This window comes from Rhizobium sullae (assembly GCF_025200715.1).
GTDB lineage: Bacteria > Pseudomonadota > Alphaproteobacteria > Rhizobiales > Rhizobiaceae > Rhizobium > Rhizobium sullae.
The window spans coordinates 854,550-871,282 of the sequence record NZ_CP104143.1 but is presented as its reverse complement, the minus strand read 5'-3'; the positions used below and the strand labels follow the sequence as shown (position 1 = coordinate 871,282).

The window sequence follows — 16,733 nt, the reverse complement described above, 5'->3', positions numbered from 1 at the left end:
TTGCTGTTTAGAACCATGCCATAAGGTTGAGCGGAAGCGGCACGGCATTGCTCCCGCAGGACTTTTTCTATAACCAGCGGGAACGAAAAAGCGCGAGGAGACCAGCGTCGATGAGCTTGCTCAATACCGTTCGAAACACCATCGTTCCGGTGCACAAGGAAGGCTATGTATTCGTCGCCGCGTTCTTCGTAGCCTCGCTGATCCTTGGCTGGATATTCGAGCCACTCTTCTGGGTCGGTCTCGTCCTGACGCTCTGGTGCGCTTACTTCTTCCGCGATCCCGAGCGCATGACGCCGCAGGATGACGATCTGGTGATCTCGCCGGCCGACGGCAAGGTTTCCTCGATCCAGATGGTCACCCCACCCGCCGAGCTCGATCTCGGCAGCGAGCCGATGCTGCGCATCTCCGTCTTCATGAACGTCTTCAACTGCCATGTGAACCGCTCGCCGGTGCGCGGCCGCGTCGTCAGCATCAACTACCGGTCGGGCAGCTTCGTGAATGCCGAGCTCGACAAGGCGAGCGAGGACAACGAGCGCAATGGCCTGGTGATCGAGACCGTCCACGGCCAGGTCGGCGTCGTGCAGATCGCTGGCCTCGTCGCCCGCCGTATTCTGTGCTGGGCCAATAACAACGAGCCGCTGGATGCCGGCGAGCGTTTCGGCCTTATCCGCTTCGGCTCCAGACTCGACGTATTCCTTCCTGCCGGCGCGGCGGCGCGTGTATCGCTCGGCCAGACGGCAATTGCCGGCGAAACGGTGCTTGCTGAATTCGGCTCCCCCAAAGGGCCGGTCATCAGCCGCCGCAGCTAGAACGAATGGAGCGCGCTATGGAGACGCCTTTTCCGCCCTTTGAACCGAACGGCCCCAACGATTCGGCGCGCGGTCCGCGGCTCCGCGAAATTCCGCTGCGGCTCGTCGTTCCCAATCTCATCACGATCCTGGCGATCTGCGCGGGGCTGACCGGCATCCGCCTCGCTTTCGAAGGCCGCTACGAGCTGGCGGTGATGATGGTGCTGCTGGCCGCCTTTCTCGACGGCATCGACGGGCGCATCGCCCGCCTGATGAAAGCAACCTCCAAGTTCGGCGCACAGATGGATTCTCTCGCCGACATCGTCAATTTCGGGGTTGCGCCGGCGCTTGTCGTCTATGTCTTTGCGCTCGACAGCGCGCGCTCCATCGGCTGGATCGCCGCGCTGATCTATGCGATCGCCGCCGGCCTCCGCCTTGCCCGTTTCAACGTCATGGCGGAACGGGAAAGCCGCGCGCCCTGGCAATCCGAATATTTCGTCGGCGTGCCCGCGCCTGCCGGGGCCATGCTGGTGCTCCTGCCCGTCTATCTCGGATTCCTCGGCCTCACCGAGGACCGCACCTTCGCCTATATCTCTTCGGCCTATACGGTCCTGATCGCTTTCCTGCTCATCAGCCGCCTGCCCGTCTGGTCCGGCAAGTCGGAAGGCAGCCGCCTGCGGCGCGATCTCGTGCTGCCGCTGATGCTCGGTGTCGTGCTTTATGTCGCCCTGCTGATGAGCTTCACGTGGGAAGTTATGGTGTTCACCGTCATCGTCTACCTGCTGTCGCTGCCCTTTGGGGCACGCAAGTGGCGGCTGAAGTACGGCACGCTCACGATCGAAGAGCCGGGCGACGGCGACGACGATATCGGCCGCCACATCTGATTTCATGCTCCTCCGATACGCCGCACCGAGCGCGGGGCTTCGCCTCGCGCGATGTGATTGGCGTACACAATTCCTGACAAGCCATGCCTCTATTTTGTCGTCTTTGGCGACAAAAGAGCAAAATAATAAAAGTCTAGGGAAACGTAAGGAGAGTATCGTGAGTTCGAATAAGACGGATCAGGCGGAACAAGCGGCAAAACCGGATCTGAGTACACATTACCGCCCGGTCGGCCTCAAGGCCGTACTGGCCGCCGCGCTGATGCTGAAGAGCAAGCCGCCCATCGTCAAGAAAGTCTCCTAAGCCGGACGGAAGAACCGAACGAGTAGGCTGATTGCCAGCAGGCTCATGACGATACCGATGATGACATCGAGGACCCGCCACGCGGCGGGTTTTGCGAAGACCGGCTGCAGCAGACGCGCGCCATATCCCAGCCCGAAAAACCAGAGGAATGACCCGACGGCAGCCCCTGCCCCGTAGGCGATTCGATCCGAACCCTGGTAGGCGGCCGAAAGGCTGCCGAGCAGGACGACCGTATCCAGATAGACATGCGGATTGAGGAATGTGAAGGCCAGGCAGGTGGCAACGGCGGCCTTCAGGCTCAGTCCGTCTGGTGCTCCCGCCTTCATGACGCCGGGATGCAGCGAGCGGCGGAAGGCCATGACGGCATAGACACCGAGAAAGATCGCGCCGCCGAGCGTCACGACGGAAATCAGCCCCGGCGAATGCGAGATCAGGGTTCCGAGGCCGGCGACGCCGGCTGCGATCAGCAGCGCATCCGACAGAGCGCAGATCAGGCAGATGACGAAGACATGCGAGCGCAGCAGCCCCTGGCGTAGCACGAAAGCATTCTGTGCACCGATCGCAATGATGAGGGATGCGCCGAGGAAGAAACCGAAAGGGCAGCCGAGATCGAGAACATTTGTTATCCGGAAAATGCTGAATGATGTGAGGTTTCAGAAGAAGCTGAGTTGATCGCCGCCAGGTTTCTTGCCGGGCGGTTTCGGCGGCTTCTCGACAACGACGGGCGTTTGCAGATCGGCCCCCATATTGATGACCTTATTGACTTTGTCAGAGACGGGGATCGCTTCGAAGAAGTCCTCTTCTGCGGGCCGCATCAAGCCAGCGACATCCCGCGGCTCCTGCGTTTTGCAGTCGAGCCAGCGAGCGAAATCCTCCGGCTTGATGACGACCGGCATGCGGTCGTGGATCGATGCAATGGACGCGTTGGCGGCTGTGGTCAGGATCGCGCCCGTATCGACTTCCGAGCCGTCCGCGGACGACCAGGTTTCCATCAGGCCGGCGAGAGCGACCACGCCGCCGCGGCGAGGCCTGATCCAATAGGCCTGCGGTTTCTCTCCGCTTTCCTTCGAGGGACGGTGCCACTCGTAAAAGCCGGAGGCCGGGACGAGCACGCGGCGATGGCGCATCGCGGCACGGAAGGATGCCTTGCCGGTCGCGGTTTCGGCCCGCGCATTGATGAGCAGCGGAAATTCCTTGGGATCCTTCACCCAGGATGGCGTGAAGCCCCAACGCACCAGCACGGCGCGACGATCCGGAAGATTGCTGCCCCTCACCTGCGTTTCGCCGGAAACGACGACGAGAATCGGCTGTGTCGGCGCAATATTGTAGCGAGCGGGAAAGTCCTCAAGCTCCAGAAGCCCAAGTATCTCCTTCAACTCCTCGGGGGTCAGCGTCAAGGCATAGCGTCCGCACATGACGTTGTCTTTGCACCCTGTTTTGCAGCGGTCAAGGCCGCGGCCCGAAGAGGATGATCGCCGCCCCTGCAAGGCAGACGGCCGCGCCGCCGATATCCCAGCGGTCCGGAACGCGATTTTCCACAAGCCACAGCCATAAAAGTGATGCGACGATATAAATGCCGCCATAGGCTGCGAAGGTGCGGCCGGCCGCCTCGCTCGGCACCAGCGTCAGAAGCCAGGCGAAAAGCGCAAGCGAAACCATGCCCGGCGCGAGCCACCAGACCGGCTTGCCTATCCGGAGCCATGCCCAGAAGGCGAAGCAACCGGCGATTTCAAAAAGGGCCGCAAAAGCGTAGATGATGTAGGTCAGGCACGCTTCCCTTCGAATCGGCGATTGAATATTCAAAACGAGAATACGGAAATCCCGGCTGAGTGTAGAGACGGCAGGTCATGACTTCAAATCCAAGAGCAGCGTCTTCGGCGATCCTTGAGCGCGACGGCCGCTTCCTTCTCGTACTCCGCCGCAACCCGCCGTCTGCTGATATGTATGCCTTTCCCGGCGGCCGGGCGGAAAATAGCGAGACACCGGACCAGACCGCGCTGCGCGAATTCGAGGAGGAGACCGGCATCCGCGCCTATAATCCGCAGCTCTTTGCGGCCTACGACCTGAAGGCCCATGCCGCCGACGGCAGCGTCAGCAGCCATTTTCTCCTTTCGGTTTTCACCGTAGAGGCTGACGGGAAAGCGATCGCCGAAGCTTCGGACGACGCGGCCGCTCTCGGGTGGTACACCGTCGAGGAAATCCGCCGCTTGCCGGTGCCCCAGTCGGTGCTTGAATGCGCCGAACGGCTCTCCGTGCGACAATAACGGCGTGGATAGTCATCAGCCCGCCTTGTTCCGGTCATGGCGAGGGTATCAACTATCAGCATGATTCCCGTTCGACGCGTCTTCTTGTCTCTCGTTGTCTGCGCCGGTTCGGCTATGGCCGCTGTGGCATGGGCGCAGGACAAGGCACCGCCGGTCGAGCCCGAAACCATACCTGCAGCGCCCGCCATCGTGCCTTATGACGACAAGCTTTTGCGGCTGGCGGAAGTGATCGGGTCGGTTCATTACCTGCGCACGCTCTGCAAGGCGCCGGGCGGCAGTGAATGGCGAAGCGACATGCAAAGGCTGCTGGATTCGGAGACGAAAGACGAACCGCAGCGGAAGGAAAAGCTGACGGCGGCGTTCAACCACGGCTACCGCGCTTTTGCTTCGGTCTACACCGATTGCACTCCATCGGCCATCGTGGCAGAAGAGCGCTACCGTAACGAAGGTGCAACACTCGCCACAGAAATTACCTCGCGCTTTGGAAATTAGCGTTTAATTAACCTGTTTTCACTCGCGCGCGTGTCGTTTTGGGAAAAGGCTGATAGACTTGTTAACCAGGCAGTAAGGCATGCAATTTGAGGAAGAAATGATGGAACCAAGCCTCAATGACATCGACGATATGATCGTCCACGAAAAGATGCAGGCGGCTCTGGAGTACCACAACGAAGCCTGGGCCGACGGTATGGCTGATGGTATCGAGCCAGAGATCATTGCCGATACGGCAATCGTTCAAGCGTTGCGCGAAACGATCCGCCGTCATGGCGAAAAGGGCGCAGAGGCACTGCTTGATTCGTTGCGTGAACGTATGTTGGGTGGCGAATTTTCTCCGAACCGCACCCTGCAATAATAGAGAGTCCCATGCGTACCGGTAAGGACACCGTATCGCGGCCTTCGATCGCGCCGCTCCTCCTCGCTGTTTGTTTCAGCGCCGGCATTCTGGCGGCTCCTTCGGCAAATGCTCTTTCTGAACTGCAGAAGATTCCGGGCCAAGCCGATCCACAGGCGGCCGATCAGGAAAACCCCGAGCAGTCCCAGACACCGCCTTCCACGTCCCCCGGCGTGCCGATGCCGGATCCCCTCGTCAACAAGGACAGCAGCCAAAGCGCGGACACGACACCCGGCGCCAACGACGATTCGAAGCCGGTCGACGTGATCTACGACATCAGCAAGGTGCCGGAACCCGTGCGCCGCATGCGCGAGCAGATCGTGGAAGCCGCCGCGTCCGGCGATCTGGAACGCCTGCGACCGCTCTTCGGCACTGGTGCCGAGCAGACGCAGGTGACAGTGGGCGAGCCGACAGACGACCCGATCGGCACGCTGAAAGACCTTTCGGGCGATCCAGACGGCGACGAGATCCTTGCTATCATGCTCGACGTGATCTCGACCGGCCTCGTGCATGTCGGCGCAGGCACGCCGGACGAGATGTATGTCTGGCCTTATTTCGCCGAGAAGGACCTCAAGACGCTGACGCCGCCGGAGCGGGTGGAACTGCTGCGCATCGTTACCGCGGGCGATCTTTCCGACATGCAGGAATTCGGAGGCTACAACTTCTATCGTCTCGGCATCACGCCTGCTGGCAAATGGAAGTTCTTCACCGCCGGCGACTGACTTCAACCTTTCAATCCCGCTTGCAGCAGGTGCACGGAAGACCTACTTCTGAGCGATAACGAACGCACAGGTTTCGCCATGCCAGCCGTCTTTCTGAACGATCGCGCGCTTATCCGCGTCTGCGGCGCCGACGCCGAATCCTTCCTGCACAATCTCATTACGACCGACATCATCTCGCTTTCCGCGAGCGAAGCGCGGCCGGGTGCACTGCTGACGCCGCAGGGAAAGATCCTGTTCGACTTCATGATCTGGCGCGACGGCACCGATTTCGTCATCGAGACGGACGCGGGGCAGCGGGAAGCGCTCGTGAAGCGGCTTACCATGTACAAGCTGCGTGCCGCTGTGACACTTGAGGTAGTCGAAGAGCCTGGCGTTACCGTTTCTTGGGACGACGACACCGCCGAAGGCGTGGCCGACAGCCGCTTTGCCAAGGCCGGGGTGGTGCTTCTGCGCCGCGGCGGCAATCACGGCGCGGCGGATGCCGCACTTTACGATGCGTTGCGCGCTGCGCACGGCGTTGCGATTTCCGGTGCGGATTTCGCCCTGCAGGACGCGTTTCCGCATGACGTGCTGCTGGATCTGAACGGCGGGCTTTCCTTCAGGAAGGGATGCTATGTCGGTCAGGAAGTGGTTTCCCGCATGCAGCATCGCGGCACCGCGCGGCGGCGTGTCGTATCGGTCAGCGCGGATGCTGATCTTCCGGCAACAGGGACCGAAATCACCGCGACCGGAAAGCCGGTCGGCACTTTGGGCACGGTCGCCGGCAGAAATGGACTTGCGATCGTCCGCATCGATCGCGTTGGCGAAGCGATCGCAAATGGCACTCCGCTCTTGGCGGGAGAGACGACAGTTTCGCTGACGCTGCCGCCCTGGTCCGGCCTCACCTTCCCTGCCAGCACCGACGAGGCGAGCGCGTGAGCAAGGAGCCGCGTGCATGGCAACGCATGCTTTCCGGCCGGCGCCTCGATCTGCTGGATCCCTCGCCGCTTGATGTCGAACTCAGTGATATCGCCCATGGTCTGGCACGTGTCGCGCGCTGGAACGGCCAGACCTCCGGGAACCACGCCTTTTCCGTCGCCCAGCACTGCCTCGTCGTCGAGGACATCTTCCGGCGGTTCAACGATGCGACGCCGGACGACTGCATGATGGCCCTGCTGCACGATGCCCCGGAATATGTGATCGGCGATATGATCTCGCCTTTCAAGGCGGTGGTGGGCGGCGGCTACAAGGTCGTGGAGAGGCGGCTCGAGGCGGCGATTCACCTGCGCTTTGGCCTGCCGCCGCATCCTTCGCGGGAACTCAAGGACAAGATCAAGAAGGCCGATACGATCGCTGCCTATTTCGAGGCGACCTGCCTTGCCGGTTTCACGCCGGTCGAAGCGCAGAAATTCTTCGGCCAGCCGCGTGGCGTCAGCAAGGACATGCTGTTGATCGAGCCGCTTCCGGCGCTGGAGGCGCAGCGGCTGTTCTGTGAACGCTTCGAAGCGATCGAAACGATGCGTAGGCGCGCGAAACCATGACAAGGATCGTCGTTTCACCGCTTTCGCGGATCGCCGAAATGGCGGTGCGCTACGGGGCGCGGGAGATGATCAGCCTGATGGCGAAGGAACAGGCCTTTCACCGTCCGGGCGTGATTGCTGCCGACCGTCATCTGCTGCTGCACATGAACGACATCGCCTTCAAGGGAACGGGAAACTTGGTTGCGCCCGAGGAGGCGCATGTGCGCCAGCTGATCGACTTCGCCGCCGCCTGGGATCAACGCTCGCCTTTGCTCATCCATTGCTGGATGGGGGTTTCGCGCTCCCCCGCAGCCGCCCTGATCGCGGCTCTTTCGCTTGCGCCGGACCAGGACGAGATTGCGCTGGCAAAGCGCCTGCGCAGCGCCTCGCCCTATGCGACGCCCAATGCGCGCATCGTCGAGATCGGCGATGTGCTTCTTCAGAGAAAGGGCCGTCTGGTGGAGGCCGTCCGGGCCATCGGACGTGGCGCGGATACCGACGGCAATGCGCCTTTCGTGCTGCCGGTCGCCGCGGAATTCGGCGGTTGACGCTTCTGCCGCCTGCCCCATCTAGCCTTGGCATGGAGCAGGCAACCGACGTCATCGCGGCAACCAGAACGGCACTCAACGAAGCAAGCGCGCTAGCCGTGCAATACTCATTCTCGATCCTCGGGGCGATCATCCTTCTGATCGGCGGCTGGCTCATGGCGCGTTTCGTGAGCCGTTGGGCCTATGAAGGCATGTCGCGGGTGCGCGGCATCGACGAAACGTTGGTGCGTTTCTTCACAAATGTGTTGCGCTATGCATTGCTGATCCTCGTTTTTGTCACGGTTCTTGCCCAGTTCGGCGTTCAGACTGCGTCGATCATCGCCGCTCTTGGTGCTGCGGGCCTGGCGATCGGACTGGCGCTGCAGGGCACGCTGCAGAATATCGCGGCGGGCATCATGCTGCTCATCCTGCGCCCCTTCCGGGTCGGCGAGTATATCGAGACGAGCAGCGTCTCGGGCACGGTGCGCGAGATCGGTCTCTTCGCCACGGAGTTCAAGACGGGTGACGGGCTCTATCGCCTCGCGCCCAATTCGATCCTCTGGAACACGCCGATCACCAATTACAGCCGGGAACCGACGCGCCAGAACGAGTTGAAGATAAGCCTTGCCTACGAAGACGATGCCGATGTGGCCATGGAGCGATTGCTCGGCTTTGCCAAAGCCGATCCGCGCGTGCTGAAAACGCCAGCACCGGCCGTCTTCATCGACAGCATGAGCGGCGCCACGATTGGTCTCACCCTGCGCTATTGGGCCAAGACCGGAGACTGGTGGGGCGTGAGCCGCGACATGATCAAGCGCGCCAAGCTTGCGATCGATGAGGCCGGGCATCTCATTCCTCCATCCGGCGCTGCAGCGCAGCCCGGACCGGCCGCCGCCGATGCCGAAATGACAGCAGACGAGCCAAAAATGCGAGAACGGAAAAGCCGGTAGGCCACTGGCGCACGGAACGTTTTGACTCGCCATCGGTTAACTTCCCAAGGAGACTGACCGATGCCGCTGCCGAACTACCGCGATACGTTTCTGCAGTGCCTGGAAACCCTGAAGGGTCTTACCGGGCGGTCGGAGGACTATGCCCGTTTCCGCTGGCAGGCGATCTATCTGACGCGCGGCCGCTTTTCCTATTTCTTCCGCGGCGCGTCCGACGGCCAAACGGCCCGCTTTTCCGGCCAGCAGATCGATCTGACGAACGGCGAAATCACCATCATTCCCGTCCGCTCCGCCGGTCTCTACGGAGCAACTTTCGGGCTTAACGAGGCGATTACGGCGTATGGCGGTCCGGCGAAGTCTGTCATCGATGTTGCGCATGCCTTCAATGAGGCAAGCGAGATGAGCTACCAGCCGGAGTTCTTTTATGTGCGGATGGACCTGCTTCACAGTGCCAACGACAGCCGGATGGGCCGTGCGGAGAATCCGCGTCTTCGGGAAAATACCAATCTGATCTTCGTCGGCCTCGAGGACCAGATAACGGCCGATTTGCTGGAGGAGAGCGATATCGCCCGCTGGGTTGCGCAGGAAAAGCCTATGGCTTCGACGGACTGGTACGCCGAGCGTTTCTACTACAGTTGAAAAAGGCGGTCTCAGCCGCCCTCACTGTCATTCGACAACACCGCAAGCGAGCCTTGCGCCCGCATCGCCCGCCGGCTGGCTGCGATAATCGTCCGAATTCGCATGGATCATCAGCGCGCGGCCGCGAATGCCGTCCTTCTTATCATCGAGCGACACCATGCCGTCAAAGACCTGCGCGCGCAGGACGCCATCCTGGCCGACATACTGGTTCGGCATGTCACCGGCGTGCGGACCCTTGGCGGTCAGTATGCCGTGCTCGGCCTGCGTCGGATTGAAATGCTTGCCAGCCGATTCATGATGGGTGGCCGCGTCGCATTTGCCGACTTCGTGGACGTGAAAACCCACCCACCTGTTTGCCGGAAGTCCAGAGACTTCGAGTTCGATCAACAAGCCGCCATTTGCCGCAGCCGTCAGCATCGCACGGCCGTTCTCCTTGCCGTCTTCGCCGACAAAATTTGCAACCGCTGTCTGCTTATCCTGCGCAAATGCCATCGACGCTGATGCGGCAACTGCGAATACCGCAATCGTGACTATCCTTGCCATCGCGATTCCTTCCATTTTTGGGAGCTTATTGTTCCCAACGCCTCATGGAGGAAGGTGTTCCTGCCGCAGATCAGGCAAACAAAAAGCCGGCCACGCGGGTCGGCTTCAATTGCCGCAGGTCAGGATCAGGACGCAATATCGAGGTCGTACTGGCCGTATGTATTGCGGTAGAGTTCGAAGGCATGATCATCGGCCTGACCTGCCGTATCCTGAGAATTCGAAGCAACGCTCCCGGCGTCGCGGTCGCCTAGACCGATCATGAGTGCAAGAACATTGTCGCCAGCCTTGGAGCGCGACTGGCGTTCCGCGTCGTCTTCGCCGAACTGCTTGAGAATGCCGGGCTTTTCATCAGCTGCACGCTCCCCGCGGCTCAACACGCCGTCGCCATTCGCGTCCAGCCGCGAAAGGGTTGCCAAATAGGCATAGGATGTTTCTGAAACAGATGAAACTTGAGTCATACAAACCTCCGTACACCGCCTTTTGCCGGTGATGTCTGTACGCAATACGATAGGAAACAATCAAAACTGACTCGGTGGATAAACTGATTTGCGAGTCGGGTCAATAAGCTGTTAACTTCTCAGTAACCAAGATTGACAAACCCTTTATACGAGATTTGCTGCCTTGCATCCAACGCGTGCGCATGGCATGGCATGACATATGCGATTTCCTATATGTTTTGCAGGCAACCGATTGTTAATTCGGCTAACAGATAATGATTGCAACGGGTTGCCGCAGCAGGACCGGTCATTTCCGGCATCGTTTAAATTGATTATTTCAAAGATTTTCAGAAAGGCCTTTGCATGCGCGGTGCAAAGCGCAGCGCTTCCTGCCCAGACTTGAGGTGATGGGGCCTGCGATGAGTTGCAGCGGTCTGCATGCAGGATATTACCCTCATGGATGCTGAAACGCTCTTTTGGCAGCAATGCACCCAAGCCGTAAATGATGACGGTTCTGTCGATGCGCAGCGCCTGATGGCGCTTGTCATCGAGACCTATCGAAGCCATGGCCGCGGGCGGGCCCTCTTCGCACTCGTGCTCGACAACCTGCCGCTGGGTCTCAGCGTCTTCGATTCGGCACAACGCCTGACCCTTTGCAACGGTCGATTCCGTCAGATCTTCGGTTTCTCCGACGATCAGGCAGTCCCCGGCGTTCCTGTGCAGGCTCTCAGCACCAATATCCACGGAAAGGAGAGGAAGGTGGCACGATCCGCGTTCCGCTCCAAAGATGAGCGTACCGCGCCGCCCGGCCAAGGGAAAATCCGCCGGCGCGAATGGCTGATGGACGACGGCCGCGTTATCTTGAGTGTTGTGACCGTCTTGCCGGACGGCAGCAATATCGCGATCCATTCCGATATCACCGAAGAACGAAAGGCAGCCGAGCGGATCGCACATCTTGCCCATCACGATCCGCTGACCGGGCTGCCGAACCGCATCCGTTTTCGCGAGCAGGTCGATGCTGCCCTTTCCGAGCGTGCGCCAGACGAGCAGATCGCGCTCGTACACCTCAACCTCGACCGATTTAAATCCATCAACAATACGATGGGCGTTTCGACCGGCGACACCATCCTCCGCCAAGTTGCCGAACGCATCCGCGCATCGGCTGGCAGCGAGAACATGCTGGCCCGCCTCGGCTCCGACGAATTCGCGATCCTTCAACGCGGAAGGCAGCAGCCGTGGAATGTTACCGCGCTTGCCGACCAGATCCGCCGCGAACTTTCCGAGCCCTTCTTTCGCGGCGACAAGCAGATCGAACTCAGCGTCTCGATGGGAATCGCAGTCGCTCCCGAGGACGGCGCCGAGACGGACGTGCTGCTCCGCAATGCCGGCGTCGCGCTCTCGCAGGCCAAGGCGGACGGGCGCAAACACGAGCGCTTCTTCACGAGCGAGATGGCCTCCCGCATCCAGGCCCGTCACGCGCTCGAAGCCGACCTTCGCCTAGCGCTGCAGAACGACGAATTCGAGTTGCACTACCAGCCGCTCTACGATCTGCGCCAGCAGCGCATCTGCGGCTTCGAAGCGCTCGTGCGCTGGAACCATCCGACGCGCGGACGCGTGGCGCCGATGGAGTTCATTCCGCTCGCCGAAGAGGTCGGCCTTGTCGTCGATATCGGGCGCTGGGTCCTGAAAAAAGCGTGCAGCGAAGCAGCGTGCTGGCCGGAAGACATCAAGATCGCCGTCAACGTCTCGGCGATCCAGTTCACCAGCAGCGATCTGCTGGCCGATGTCGATGAGGCAGTCGCGGAGGCGGCGATATCGCCGGCGCGGCTGGAACTGGAGATTACCGAAAGCGTGCTGATGGAAAACCTCGGCGATACGCTGCCGATCCTCCATGCCCTGAAAGAGCGCGGCACCAGGATTTCCATGGACGATTTCGGCACCGGCTATTCGTCGCTGAGCTACCTCAGCAGCTTTCCCTTCGACAAAATCAAGATCGACAAGTCCTTCGTCAGCGGTATAGCCGAAAACAAGGAAGCCTACGCGATCATGCACGCGATCATCCTGCTCGGAGATGCGCTCGGCATGCGCGTCACGGTCGAGGGCGTCGAGACGGCCGAGCAGAAGAGCCTGCTCGAAAGCGAGGAATGCGACGAAATTCAGGGCTACTACATCAGCCCGCCGGCGCCGGCACCTGATGTCGCTCGCCTGCTTTCGGCATCACGCTCCGGATCCATGGCGAAGGCGAGCTGAGTGCTTCATTGCGACTCGTGTCCGGAAGCTTTATGCGGTAGCCCAGTTTTTGCAAAATTCCGGTGACACGCATGTTCGAGGCCAAGGCCTTCTCTCCCTTCGAAAGCCTCGCGGCCGAACTCATTCCCTATGCCACGGAGGGCGATGATGGGTCTCATGATCTTGCCCATATCCTGCGCGTCTTCCGCAATGCGATGCGCATACACGCGACAGAGGGCGGAAACGGTCGAATCCTGTCCGCCGCCGTGCTGCTCCATGACTGCGTCGCGGTCGAAAAAAGTTCGCCGCTGCGCTCCAAAGCTTCGGCGCTCGCGGCACAAAAGGCGTCCGGCATCCTGAAGGAACTGGGCTGGACGGCAGAGGAAATTGCGGCCGTTGCACATGCGATCACCACACACAGCTTTTCCGCCAACATCACGCCGGAAACCCTCGAAGCGCGGATATTGCAGGATTCCGACCGCCTCGACGCAATCGGCATGGTGGGCGCGGCGCGCTGTTTTTATATCGGCGGGCGCATGGCTTCCGGCCTTTATGATCCGTTCGACCCGGCTGCCGAACACCGCCCGCTCGACGACCGGCGCTACGCCATTGACCATTTCCAGACAAAGCTGTTCAAACTTGCCGACGGATTTCAGACGGCGGCAGGACGCGCCCTTGCAGCCGAACGCGACAAACGTCTTCGGGATTTCCTCGCGGCGTTCATGGACGAGATTTAGGGGAACAGAATGCGCGTCAGCGATCTTTTTATCTATCCGCTCAAGAGCGCCCGCGGCATCGCCATTCCTTTCTCGGCGGTCGACGCATTCGGCCTTCCCGGCGACCGCCGCGCCATGGTGACGGATCCGGCCGGTCATTTCATCACGCAGCGCGAATTGCCCGCACTTGCCCGGATCGAAGTGCGACCCGAGCCGAACGCTTTCCGGCTGCTGATGGCCGGAAAGCCGGATATTGCCGTGCCAGTGCCGCAGCCCGACCGCCGGATGGATGTCGTCGTCTGGAAATCCTTGGTAAATGCCGCAGTTGCCGACGACGAAAGCAATGCGCGGCTTTCCGAATGGCTCGGACGTGACGTGAAGCTGATTTTCTTCGATGGCCAGGCGCGACGCATCGCAAGTGCCGAATGGGCGGGTGATGGGACGCCCGTGACGTTCGCCGACGGCTATCAGATCCTGGTGACAACGACCGGTTCGCTGAAAGCGCTCAACGCCAATCTCGCCAAGCATGCGGAAGGCAGCGTCGGCATGGAGCGCTTCCGGCCGAACATCGTCATCGACACCGACGAAGCCTGGCCGGAAGACCGCTGGGCGGCAATCGAGATCGGCGGCATCCGCTTCGATCTCGTGAAGCCCTGCGCGCGCTGCATCATGACGACGCAGGACCAGATGACCGGCTCGCGCGAGGTTCCAAGCCCGATGCCCGCGATGGGCCGCATCCGCATGTCGGCAGACCGCCGCGTGCCGGGCCCGATTTTCGGCTGGAACGTTACGCCGCGCGGCACCGGCAGCATCGCGATCGGCGACGCTGTGACCGTCGTCGAGGAACGGCCGGAAGGCTGGGCGTTCAAGGTGCGCGCGGCGGATTAACGGCCCGCCAGCGCGGCATCGATCTTCGTCATCACCTCGTCAGGCAGCGGTCCCTTTTCCAAGGCGCCGGCGTTTTCCTCAACCTGGGCGACGGTGCGGAAGCCAGGAATGGGCAGCGTGCGCGGCGAGCGTGCCCATAGCCAGGCAAGAGCCCCTTGTGTCAGCGTGCGGCCGCCGGTGGTCAGCAGATCGCGAACGGCCTCCAGGCTTGCGGCGAATTCCGGCGCGATGCGCCCATCCTTGAAATAGACCATCCAGTCGAGGCTTGCGCCGCGGACATCCTTGGCGCCGACTGCCTTGTCTGCGGTGAACTTGCCGGTGAGAAGCCCCATGGCCAAGGGGCCGCGGTTGATCGACAGCAGGCCGTTCTTCTCGATCACATCGATCATGGCCGGGACTGGCTCGAAGACATTCATCGTATGCTGGACGGAAACAAAACCATTGTGGCCTGCGTGGCGGGCGGCGCGATCCGCGAAATCCGTGCTCCAGCCGAAGGCGTCGATCTTGCCTTCGGCCCTCAAGGCCTCAAGCACGCCGAAAACTTCGTCTGAAGCTTCCAGCGGAAAGTCGTTCAGGTGGAATTGCAGGAGATCGAGCCGCTCGCGCTTCAGCCGGCGCAGCGAGGTTTCCGCCGATTTGCGGATGAAAGCCGGATCGGCAAAGGCGCCCGTTGCCTGCTTCGTTTTCTCGTCGGTGGCAAAGCCGAATTTCGTGGCGATGACGATATCGTGGCGGTTGCCGATCGCACGGCCGACGACCTCTTCCGAATGCCCGGCGCCATAATTCGAAGCCGTGTCGAAAAAGCAGATCCCGAGATCGAGGGCGCGGTGAATGGCCTCGATCGACTCTTCGTCATCGACCTCCCCCCAGCCGAGCGGCACGTCGCCTGCGAAAAAGGGCCCGCCGATCGCCCAGCAACCCATGCCGAGCCGCGGAATCTCGCGGCCATTCCAGAGCATGATCGTTGTCGCATTATCTGTTTTCGTGAGCATGAAAATCCTCCTTGAACAATACGGGCAGACATAGGGAGAGCGCCGGACCGGATAAACCGCCAATTCCGCAACATGTTTTTCAGCAGTGAAAAACGGCTCTCAGACCGAGAGTTCGTCCGGCGCGGCAGGAACGGCTGCCGTGAGAGATGGATTGAGCGCCTTCAGGGCAGCCTGAATGAACCCCTCGCGGGCTACAGCCGGTTCGATGCCGCGCGGCTCGTAGACATGGCGATGCAGGAAAAAGCCCGTCAGCCGAAAGGCCGCGCTCAGACTGTCGACGTCTGCGGCATCATTGCCGTCGGCGCGCAGAAAGGCCGGAAGCACGAACATCTTGTCGGCCCAGGGGGCACCGGCTGCCCGGCTGACCGCCCGGCCGGATTTCGGCGAGACGTAGGCAAGATCGGTCCGCGCACCGGTTGCGGCGCATTCGGCAAGATCAAGGCCGAAGCCGAGATCGTTGAGCACGGCAAGCTCGAAGCGGACGAAGAGCTCGCCGGCATCCGCTGGATTGTAGAGATTGTCGAGGATGACTTCGAGCGCATCGTAAAGATGCGGATGCGGGTCGCGCTCTGGCAGAAGCCGCAAAAGCGCTCCCATCGCCTGCACGCCGTAGACAGCGGTGGCCGTCTCCATCAGACGCGCGGCGCGCAACCGCAGCGGTTCGACGCGGAACTCGCCGAGGTGCTCGTCGAGGCGCGCGCGCCAGATGACATCCACCTCGTTGCCGGGCTGAAGCACCGGCTGCATCGCCCGTGAGCGGCCGGAACGCACGAGGCCGAGATGCCGGCCGCGAGCACGCGTCATCACCTCGGCGATGACGCTGGTCTCACCGTGGCGTTTGACGCCAAGAATGATTGCATGATCCTGCCACTGCATCAGAAAACGAACCTTTAGCCCTGGGCATCAATCCTAACGCAGGCCGGGCCTTATGTCATGAAGCCGGGCCCAATTCGGCCGTCGGAAACAGCTTCTCGAGGAATTCGCGCATCGCGCTTTCGTCGAAGGGCTTTACGAGAAGCGGCACGTCCTGGAGGTCCGGCGGGAAATCCTGCGTATCGGAATAGCCGCTGACGAAGCCGAACGGAATGCCCGTGTCATTCAGATGCCGCGCAAAGCCGAAGCTCATCGTCTCGCCCAGATTGACGTCGAGCAGCGCAAAATCATAGTTTTCCGACTTCACGGCATCCATCGCCTGATCGAGGCCGCTTGCGATATCGATGGCCTTCACGCCGACGGCGCGGAGCATATCTTCCGCTTCCATCGCGATGATGAGACTGTCTTCAAGGACCAGAACACGGCTTGCGTTCATGATCTCCGCGCCCTTCGCTGAACGCCGCGTACGGCGCACACCGCCTGCTTAACCCGCATCTCTACCTCTGGTACCCCAAATAACCCGACTGCCGGGCCATAGCCATGCGACCTGAGTGAGCCGCTTTTCCGATTTTTGTCGATAGGCAGCAAAATCGGA

The 16,733-nt window shown here is 61.1% G+C and carries 22 protein-coding genes and 1 pseudogene; 15 read left to right on the top strand and 8 right to left on the bottom strand.

All coding sequences use genetic code 11. From position 1 onward, the window contains the following. The first annotated feature begins 110 nt into the window (after positions 1-110). The 3 genes from N2599_RS04350 (at position 111) to N2599_RS04340 (ending at position 1,973) form a co-directional block, all read left to right on the top strand. Entirely contained in the window at positions 111-809 is a 699-nt protein-coding gene (locus N2599_RS04350) for a phosphatidylserine decarboxylase (RefSeq protein ID WP_027507408.1), read from the top strand. 17 nt (positions 810-826) lie between these two features. Continuing rightward, positions 827-1,672, top strand: coding sequence for a CDP-diacylglycerol--serine O-phosphatidyltransferase (pssA, locus tag N2599_RS04345; protein WP_027507409.1), 846 nt, complete (start codon positions 827-829; stop codon positions 1,670-1,672). Between the two features lie 157 nt (positions 1,673-1,829). Further along, the gene (locus tag N2599_RS04340; protein WP_165928296.1) at positions 1,830-1,973 is read left to right on the top strand and encodes a hypothetical protein; all 144 of its coding nucleotides are present in this window, start codon (positions 1,830-1,832) and stop codon (positions 1,971-1,973) included. On the opposite strand, the gene N2599_RS04335 is transcribed toward N2599_RS04340, so the two are convergent. The 3 genes from N2599_RS04335 to N2599_RS04325 are packed head-to-tail and all read right to left on the bottom strand — an operon-like array spanning position 1,970 to position 3,740. Further along, positions 1,970-2,599 carry a LysE/ArgO family amino acid transporter gene (locus tag N2599_RS04335; protein WP_027507410.1) on the bottom strand — a complete coding sequence of 210 codons (630 nt, stop codon included), beginning with the start codon at positions 2,597-2,599 and terminating at the stop codon, positions 1,970-1,972. The genes N2599_RS04340 and N2599_RS04335 overlap by 4 nt on opposite strands. Positions 2,600-2,626: 27 nt before the next feature. Then, entirely contained in the window at positions 2,627-3,388 is a 762-nt protein-coding gene (locus N2599_RS04330) for an SOS response-associated peptidase (protein WP_027507411.1), read from the bottom strand. A 31-nt stretch (positions 3,389-3,419) separates the two neighbouring features. Then, a complete protein-coding gene (locus tag N2599_RS04325) occupies positions 3,420-3,740 on the bottom strand; it encodes a YnfA family protein (protein WP_027507412.1) in 321 nt (106 codons plus the stop codon). A gap of 80 nt (positions 3,741-3,820) precedes the next feature. Between N2599_RS04325 and N2599_RS04320 the strand changes: the two genes are divergently transcribed. The 9 genes from N2599_RS04320 to N2599_RS04280 all read left to right on the top strand — a co-directional run bounded on the left by N2599_RS04320 (position 3,821) and on the right by N2599_RS04280 (position 9,460). Beyond that, positions 3,821-4,237, top strand: a complete 417-nt coding sequence (locus N2599_RS04320) for an NUDIX hydrolase (RefSeq protein WP_027507413.1) — start codon at positions 3,821-3,823, stop codon at positions 4,235-4,237. Between the two features lie 36 nt (positions 4,238-4,273). Next, positions 4,274-4,729, top strand: a complete 456-nt coding sequence (locus tag N2599_RS04315; RefSeq protein WP_027507414.1) for a TIGR02301 family protein — start codon at positions 4,274-4,276, stop codon at positions 4,727-4,729. Positions 4,730-4,829: 100 nt separating this feature from the next. Continuing rightward, a complete protein-coding gene (locus tag N2599_RS04310; protein ID WP_027507415.1) occupies positions 4,830-5,087 on the top strand; it encodes a hypothetical protein in 258 nt (85 codons plus the stop codon). A gap of 11 nt (positions 5,088-5,098) precedes the next feature. Continuing rightward, complete coding sequence (locus tag N2599_RS04305) at positions 5,099-5,848, top strand: hypothetical protein (protein ID WP_027507416.1); 750 nt, start codon at positions 5,099-5,101, stop codon at positions 5,846-5,848. Between the two features lie 78 nt (positions 5,849-5,926). After that, the gene (gene ygfZ, locus N2599_RS04300) at positions 5,927-6,766 is read left to right on the top strand and encodes a CAF17-like 4Fe-4S cluster assembly/insertion protein YgfZ (protein ID WP_027507417.1); all 840 of its coding nucleotides are present in this window, start codon (positions 5,927-5,929) and stop codon (positions 6,764-6,766) included. A gap of 26 nt (positions 6,767-6,792) precedes the next feature. Further along, complete coding sequence (locus N2599_RS04295) at positions 6,793-7,368, top strand: HD domain-containing protein (RefSeq protein WP_037140711.1); 576 nt, start codon at positions 6,793-6,795, stop codon at positions 7,366-7,368. Continuing rightward, positions 7,365-7,895, top strand: coding sequence for a tyrosine phosphatase family protein (locus tag N2599_RS04290; RefSeq protein ID WP_027507419.1), 531 nt, complete (start codon positions 7,365-7,367; stop codon positions 7,893-7,895). The genes N2599_RS04295 and N2599_RS04290 overlap by 4 nt, the downstream gene beginning before the upstream one ends. 32 nt (positions 7,896-7,927) lie before the next feature. Beyond that, complete coding sequence (locus N2599_RS04285) at positions 7,928-8,824, top strand: mechanosensitive ion channel family protein (RefSeq protein WP_027507420.1); 897 nt, start codon at positions 7,928-7,930, stop codon at positions 8,822-8,824. 60 nt (positions 8,825-8,884) lie between these two features. Continuing rightward, complete coding sequence (locus N2599_RS04280) at positions 8,885-9,460, top strand: hypothetical protein (protein WP_027507421.1); 576 nt, start codon at positions 8,885-8,887, stop codon at positions 9,458-9,460. A 27-nt stretch (positions 9,461-9,487) separates the two neighbouring features. On the opposite strand, the gene N2599_RS04275 is transcribed toward N2599_RS04280, so the two are convergent. After that, positions 9,488-10,003: a superoxide dismutase family protein gene (locus tag N2599_RS04275; protein ID WP_027507422.1), complete on the bottom strand. Its 516-nt coding sequence runs from the start codon at positions 10,001-10,003 to the stop codon at positions 9,488-9,490. Positions 10,004-10,128: 125 nt separating this feature from the next. Beyond that, entirely contained in the window at positions 10,129-10,461 is a 333-nt protein-coding gene (locus tag N2599_RS04270) for a hypothetical protein (RefSeq protein WP_027507423.1), read from the bottom strand. A 435-nt stretch (positions 10,462-10,896) separates the two neighbouring features. Between N2599_RS04270 and N2599_RS04265 the strand changes: the two genes are divergently transcribed. From N2599_RS04265 to N2599_RS04255, 3 genes are all read left to right on the top strand, one after another. Beyond that, entirely contained in the window at positions 10,897-12,690 is a 1,794-nt protein-coding gene (locus N2599_RS04265; RefSeq protein ID WP_027507424.1) for a putative bifunctional diguanylate cyclase/phosphodiesterase, read from the top strand. Positions 12,691-12,761: 71 nt separating this feature from the next. Then, the gene (locus N2599_RS04260) at positions 12,762-13,406 is read left to right on the top strand and encodes an HD domain-containing protein (protein WP_027507425.1); all 645 of its coding nucleotides are present in this window, start codon (positions 12,762-12,764) and stop codon (positions 13,404-13,406) included. A gap of 9 nt (positions 13,407-13,415) precedes the next feature. Next, positions 13,416-14,273, top strand: coding sequence for an MOSC domain-containing protein (locus N2599_RS04255; RefSeq protein ID WP_027507426.1), 858 nt, complete (start codon positions 13,416-13,418; stop codon positions 14,271-14,273). Here N2599_RS04255 and N2599_RS04250 read toward each other — a convergent pair. From N2599_RS04250 to N2599_RS04240, 3 genes and pseudogenes are all read right to left on the bottom strand, one after another. Then, complete coding sequence (locus N2599_RS04250; protein WP_027507427.1) at positions 14,270-15,265, bottom strand: aldo/keto reductase; 996 nt, start codon at positions 15,263-15,265, stop codon at positions 14,270-14,272. The genes N2599_RS04255 and N2599_RS04250 overlap by 4 nt on opposite strands. A gap of 99 nt (positions 15,266-15,364) precedes the next feature. After that, positions 15,365-16,141, bottom strand: coding sequence for a DNA repair protein RecO (gene recO, locus N2599_RS04245; RefSeq protein WP_027507428.1), 777 nt, complete (start codon positions 16,139-16,141; stop codon positions 15,365-15,367). Positions 16,142-16,196: 55 nt separating this feature from the next. Beyond that, positions 16,197-16,622, bottom strand: a pseudogene (locus N2599_RS04240) (response regulator); the annotation flags it as partial. Between the last annotated feature and the right edge of the window lie 111 nt (positions 16,623-16,733).

Excerpts from the sequence above, each read along its gene's own strand:
- N2599_RS04350 (WP_027507408.1), top strand. The coding sequence starts at position 111 with ATGAGCTTGCTCAATACCGTTCGAAACACCATCGTTCCGGTGCACAAG.
- pssA (WP_027507409.1), top strand. The coding sequence starts at position 827 with ATGGAGACGCCTTTTCCGCCCTTTGAACCGAACGGCCCCAACGATTCG.
- N2599_RS04330 (WP_027507411.1), bottom strand. The coding sequence starts at position 3,388 with ATGTGCGGACGCTATGCCTTGACGCTGACCCCCGAGGAGTTGAAGGAG.
- N2599_RS04320 (WP_027507413.1), top strand. The coding sequence starts at position 3,821 with ATGACTTCAAATCCAAGAGCAGCGTCTTCGGCGATCCTTGAGCGCGAC.
- N2599_RS04315 (WP_027507414.1), top strand. The coding sequence starts at position 4,274 with ATGGCGAGGGTATCAACTATCAGCATGATTCCCGTTCGACGCGTCTTC.
- N2599_RS04310 (WP_027507415.1), top strand. The coding sequence starts at position 4,830 with ATGGAACCAAGCCTCAATGACATCGACGATATGATCGTCCACGAAAAG.
- N2599_RS04305 (WP_027507416.1), top strand. The coding sequence starts at position 5,099 with ATGCGTACCGGTAAGGACACCGTATCGCGGCCTTCGATCGCGCCGCTC.
- ygfZ (WP_027507417.1), top strand. The coding sequence starts at position 5,927 with ATGCCAGCCGTCTTTCTGAACGATCGCGCGCTTATCCGCGTCTGCGGC.
- N2599_RS04295 (WP_037140711.1), top strand. The coding sequence starts at position 6,793 with ATGCTTTCCGGCCGGCGCCTCGATCTGCTGGATCCCTCGCCGCTTGAT.
- N2599_RS04290 (WP_027507419.1), top strand. The coding sequence starts at position 7,365 with ATGACAAGGATCGTCGTTTCACCGCTTTCGCGGATCGCCGAAATGGCG.
- N2599_RS04285 (WP_027507420.1), top strand. The coding sequence starts at position 7,928 with ATGGAGCAGGCAACCGACGTCATCGCGGCAACCAGAACGGCACTCAAC.
- N2599_RS04280 (WP_027507421.1), top strand. The coding sequence starts at position 8,885 with ATGCCGCTGCCGAACTACCGCGATACGTTTCTGCAGTGCCTGGAAACC.
- N2599_RS04275 (WP_027507422.1), bottom strand. The coding sequence starts at position 10,003 with ATGGCAAGGATAGTCACGATTGCGGTATTCGCAGTTGCCGCATCAGCG.
- N2599_RS04270 (WP_027507423.1), bottom strand. The coding sequence starts at position 10,461 with ATGACTCAAGTTTCATCTGTTTCAGAAACATCCTATGCCTATTTGGCA.
- N2599_RS04265 (WP_027507424.1), top strand. The coding sequence starts at position 10,897 with ATGGATGCTGAAACGCTCTTTTGGCAGCAATGCACCCAAGCCGTAAAT.
- N2599_RS04260 (WP_027507425.1), top strand. The coding sequence starts at position 12,762 with ATGTTCGAGGCCAAGGCCTTCTCTCCCTTCGAAAGCCTCGCGGCCGAA.
- N2599_RS04255 (WP_027507426.1), top strand. The coding sequence starts at position 13,416 with ATGCGCGTCAGCGATCTTTTTATCTATCCGCTCAAGAGCGCCCGCGGC.
- N2599_RS04250 (WP_027507427.1), bottom strand. The coding sequence starts at position 15,265 with ATGCTCACGAAAACAGATAATGCGACAACGATCATGCTCTGGAATGGC.
- recO (WP_027507428.1), bottom strand. The coding sequence starts at position 16,141 with ATGCAGTGGCAGGATCATGCAATCATTCTTGGCGTCAAACGCCACGGT.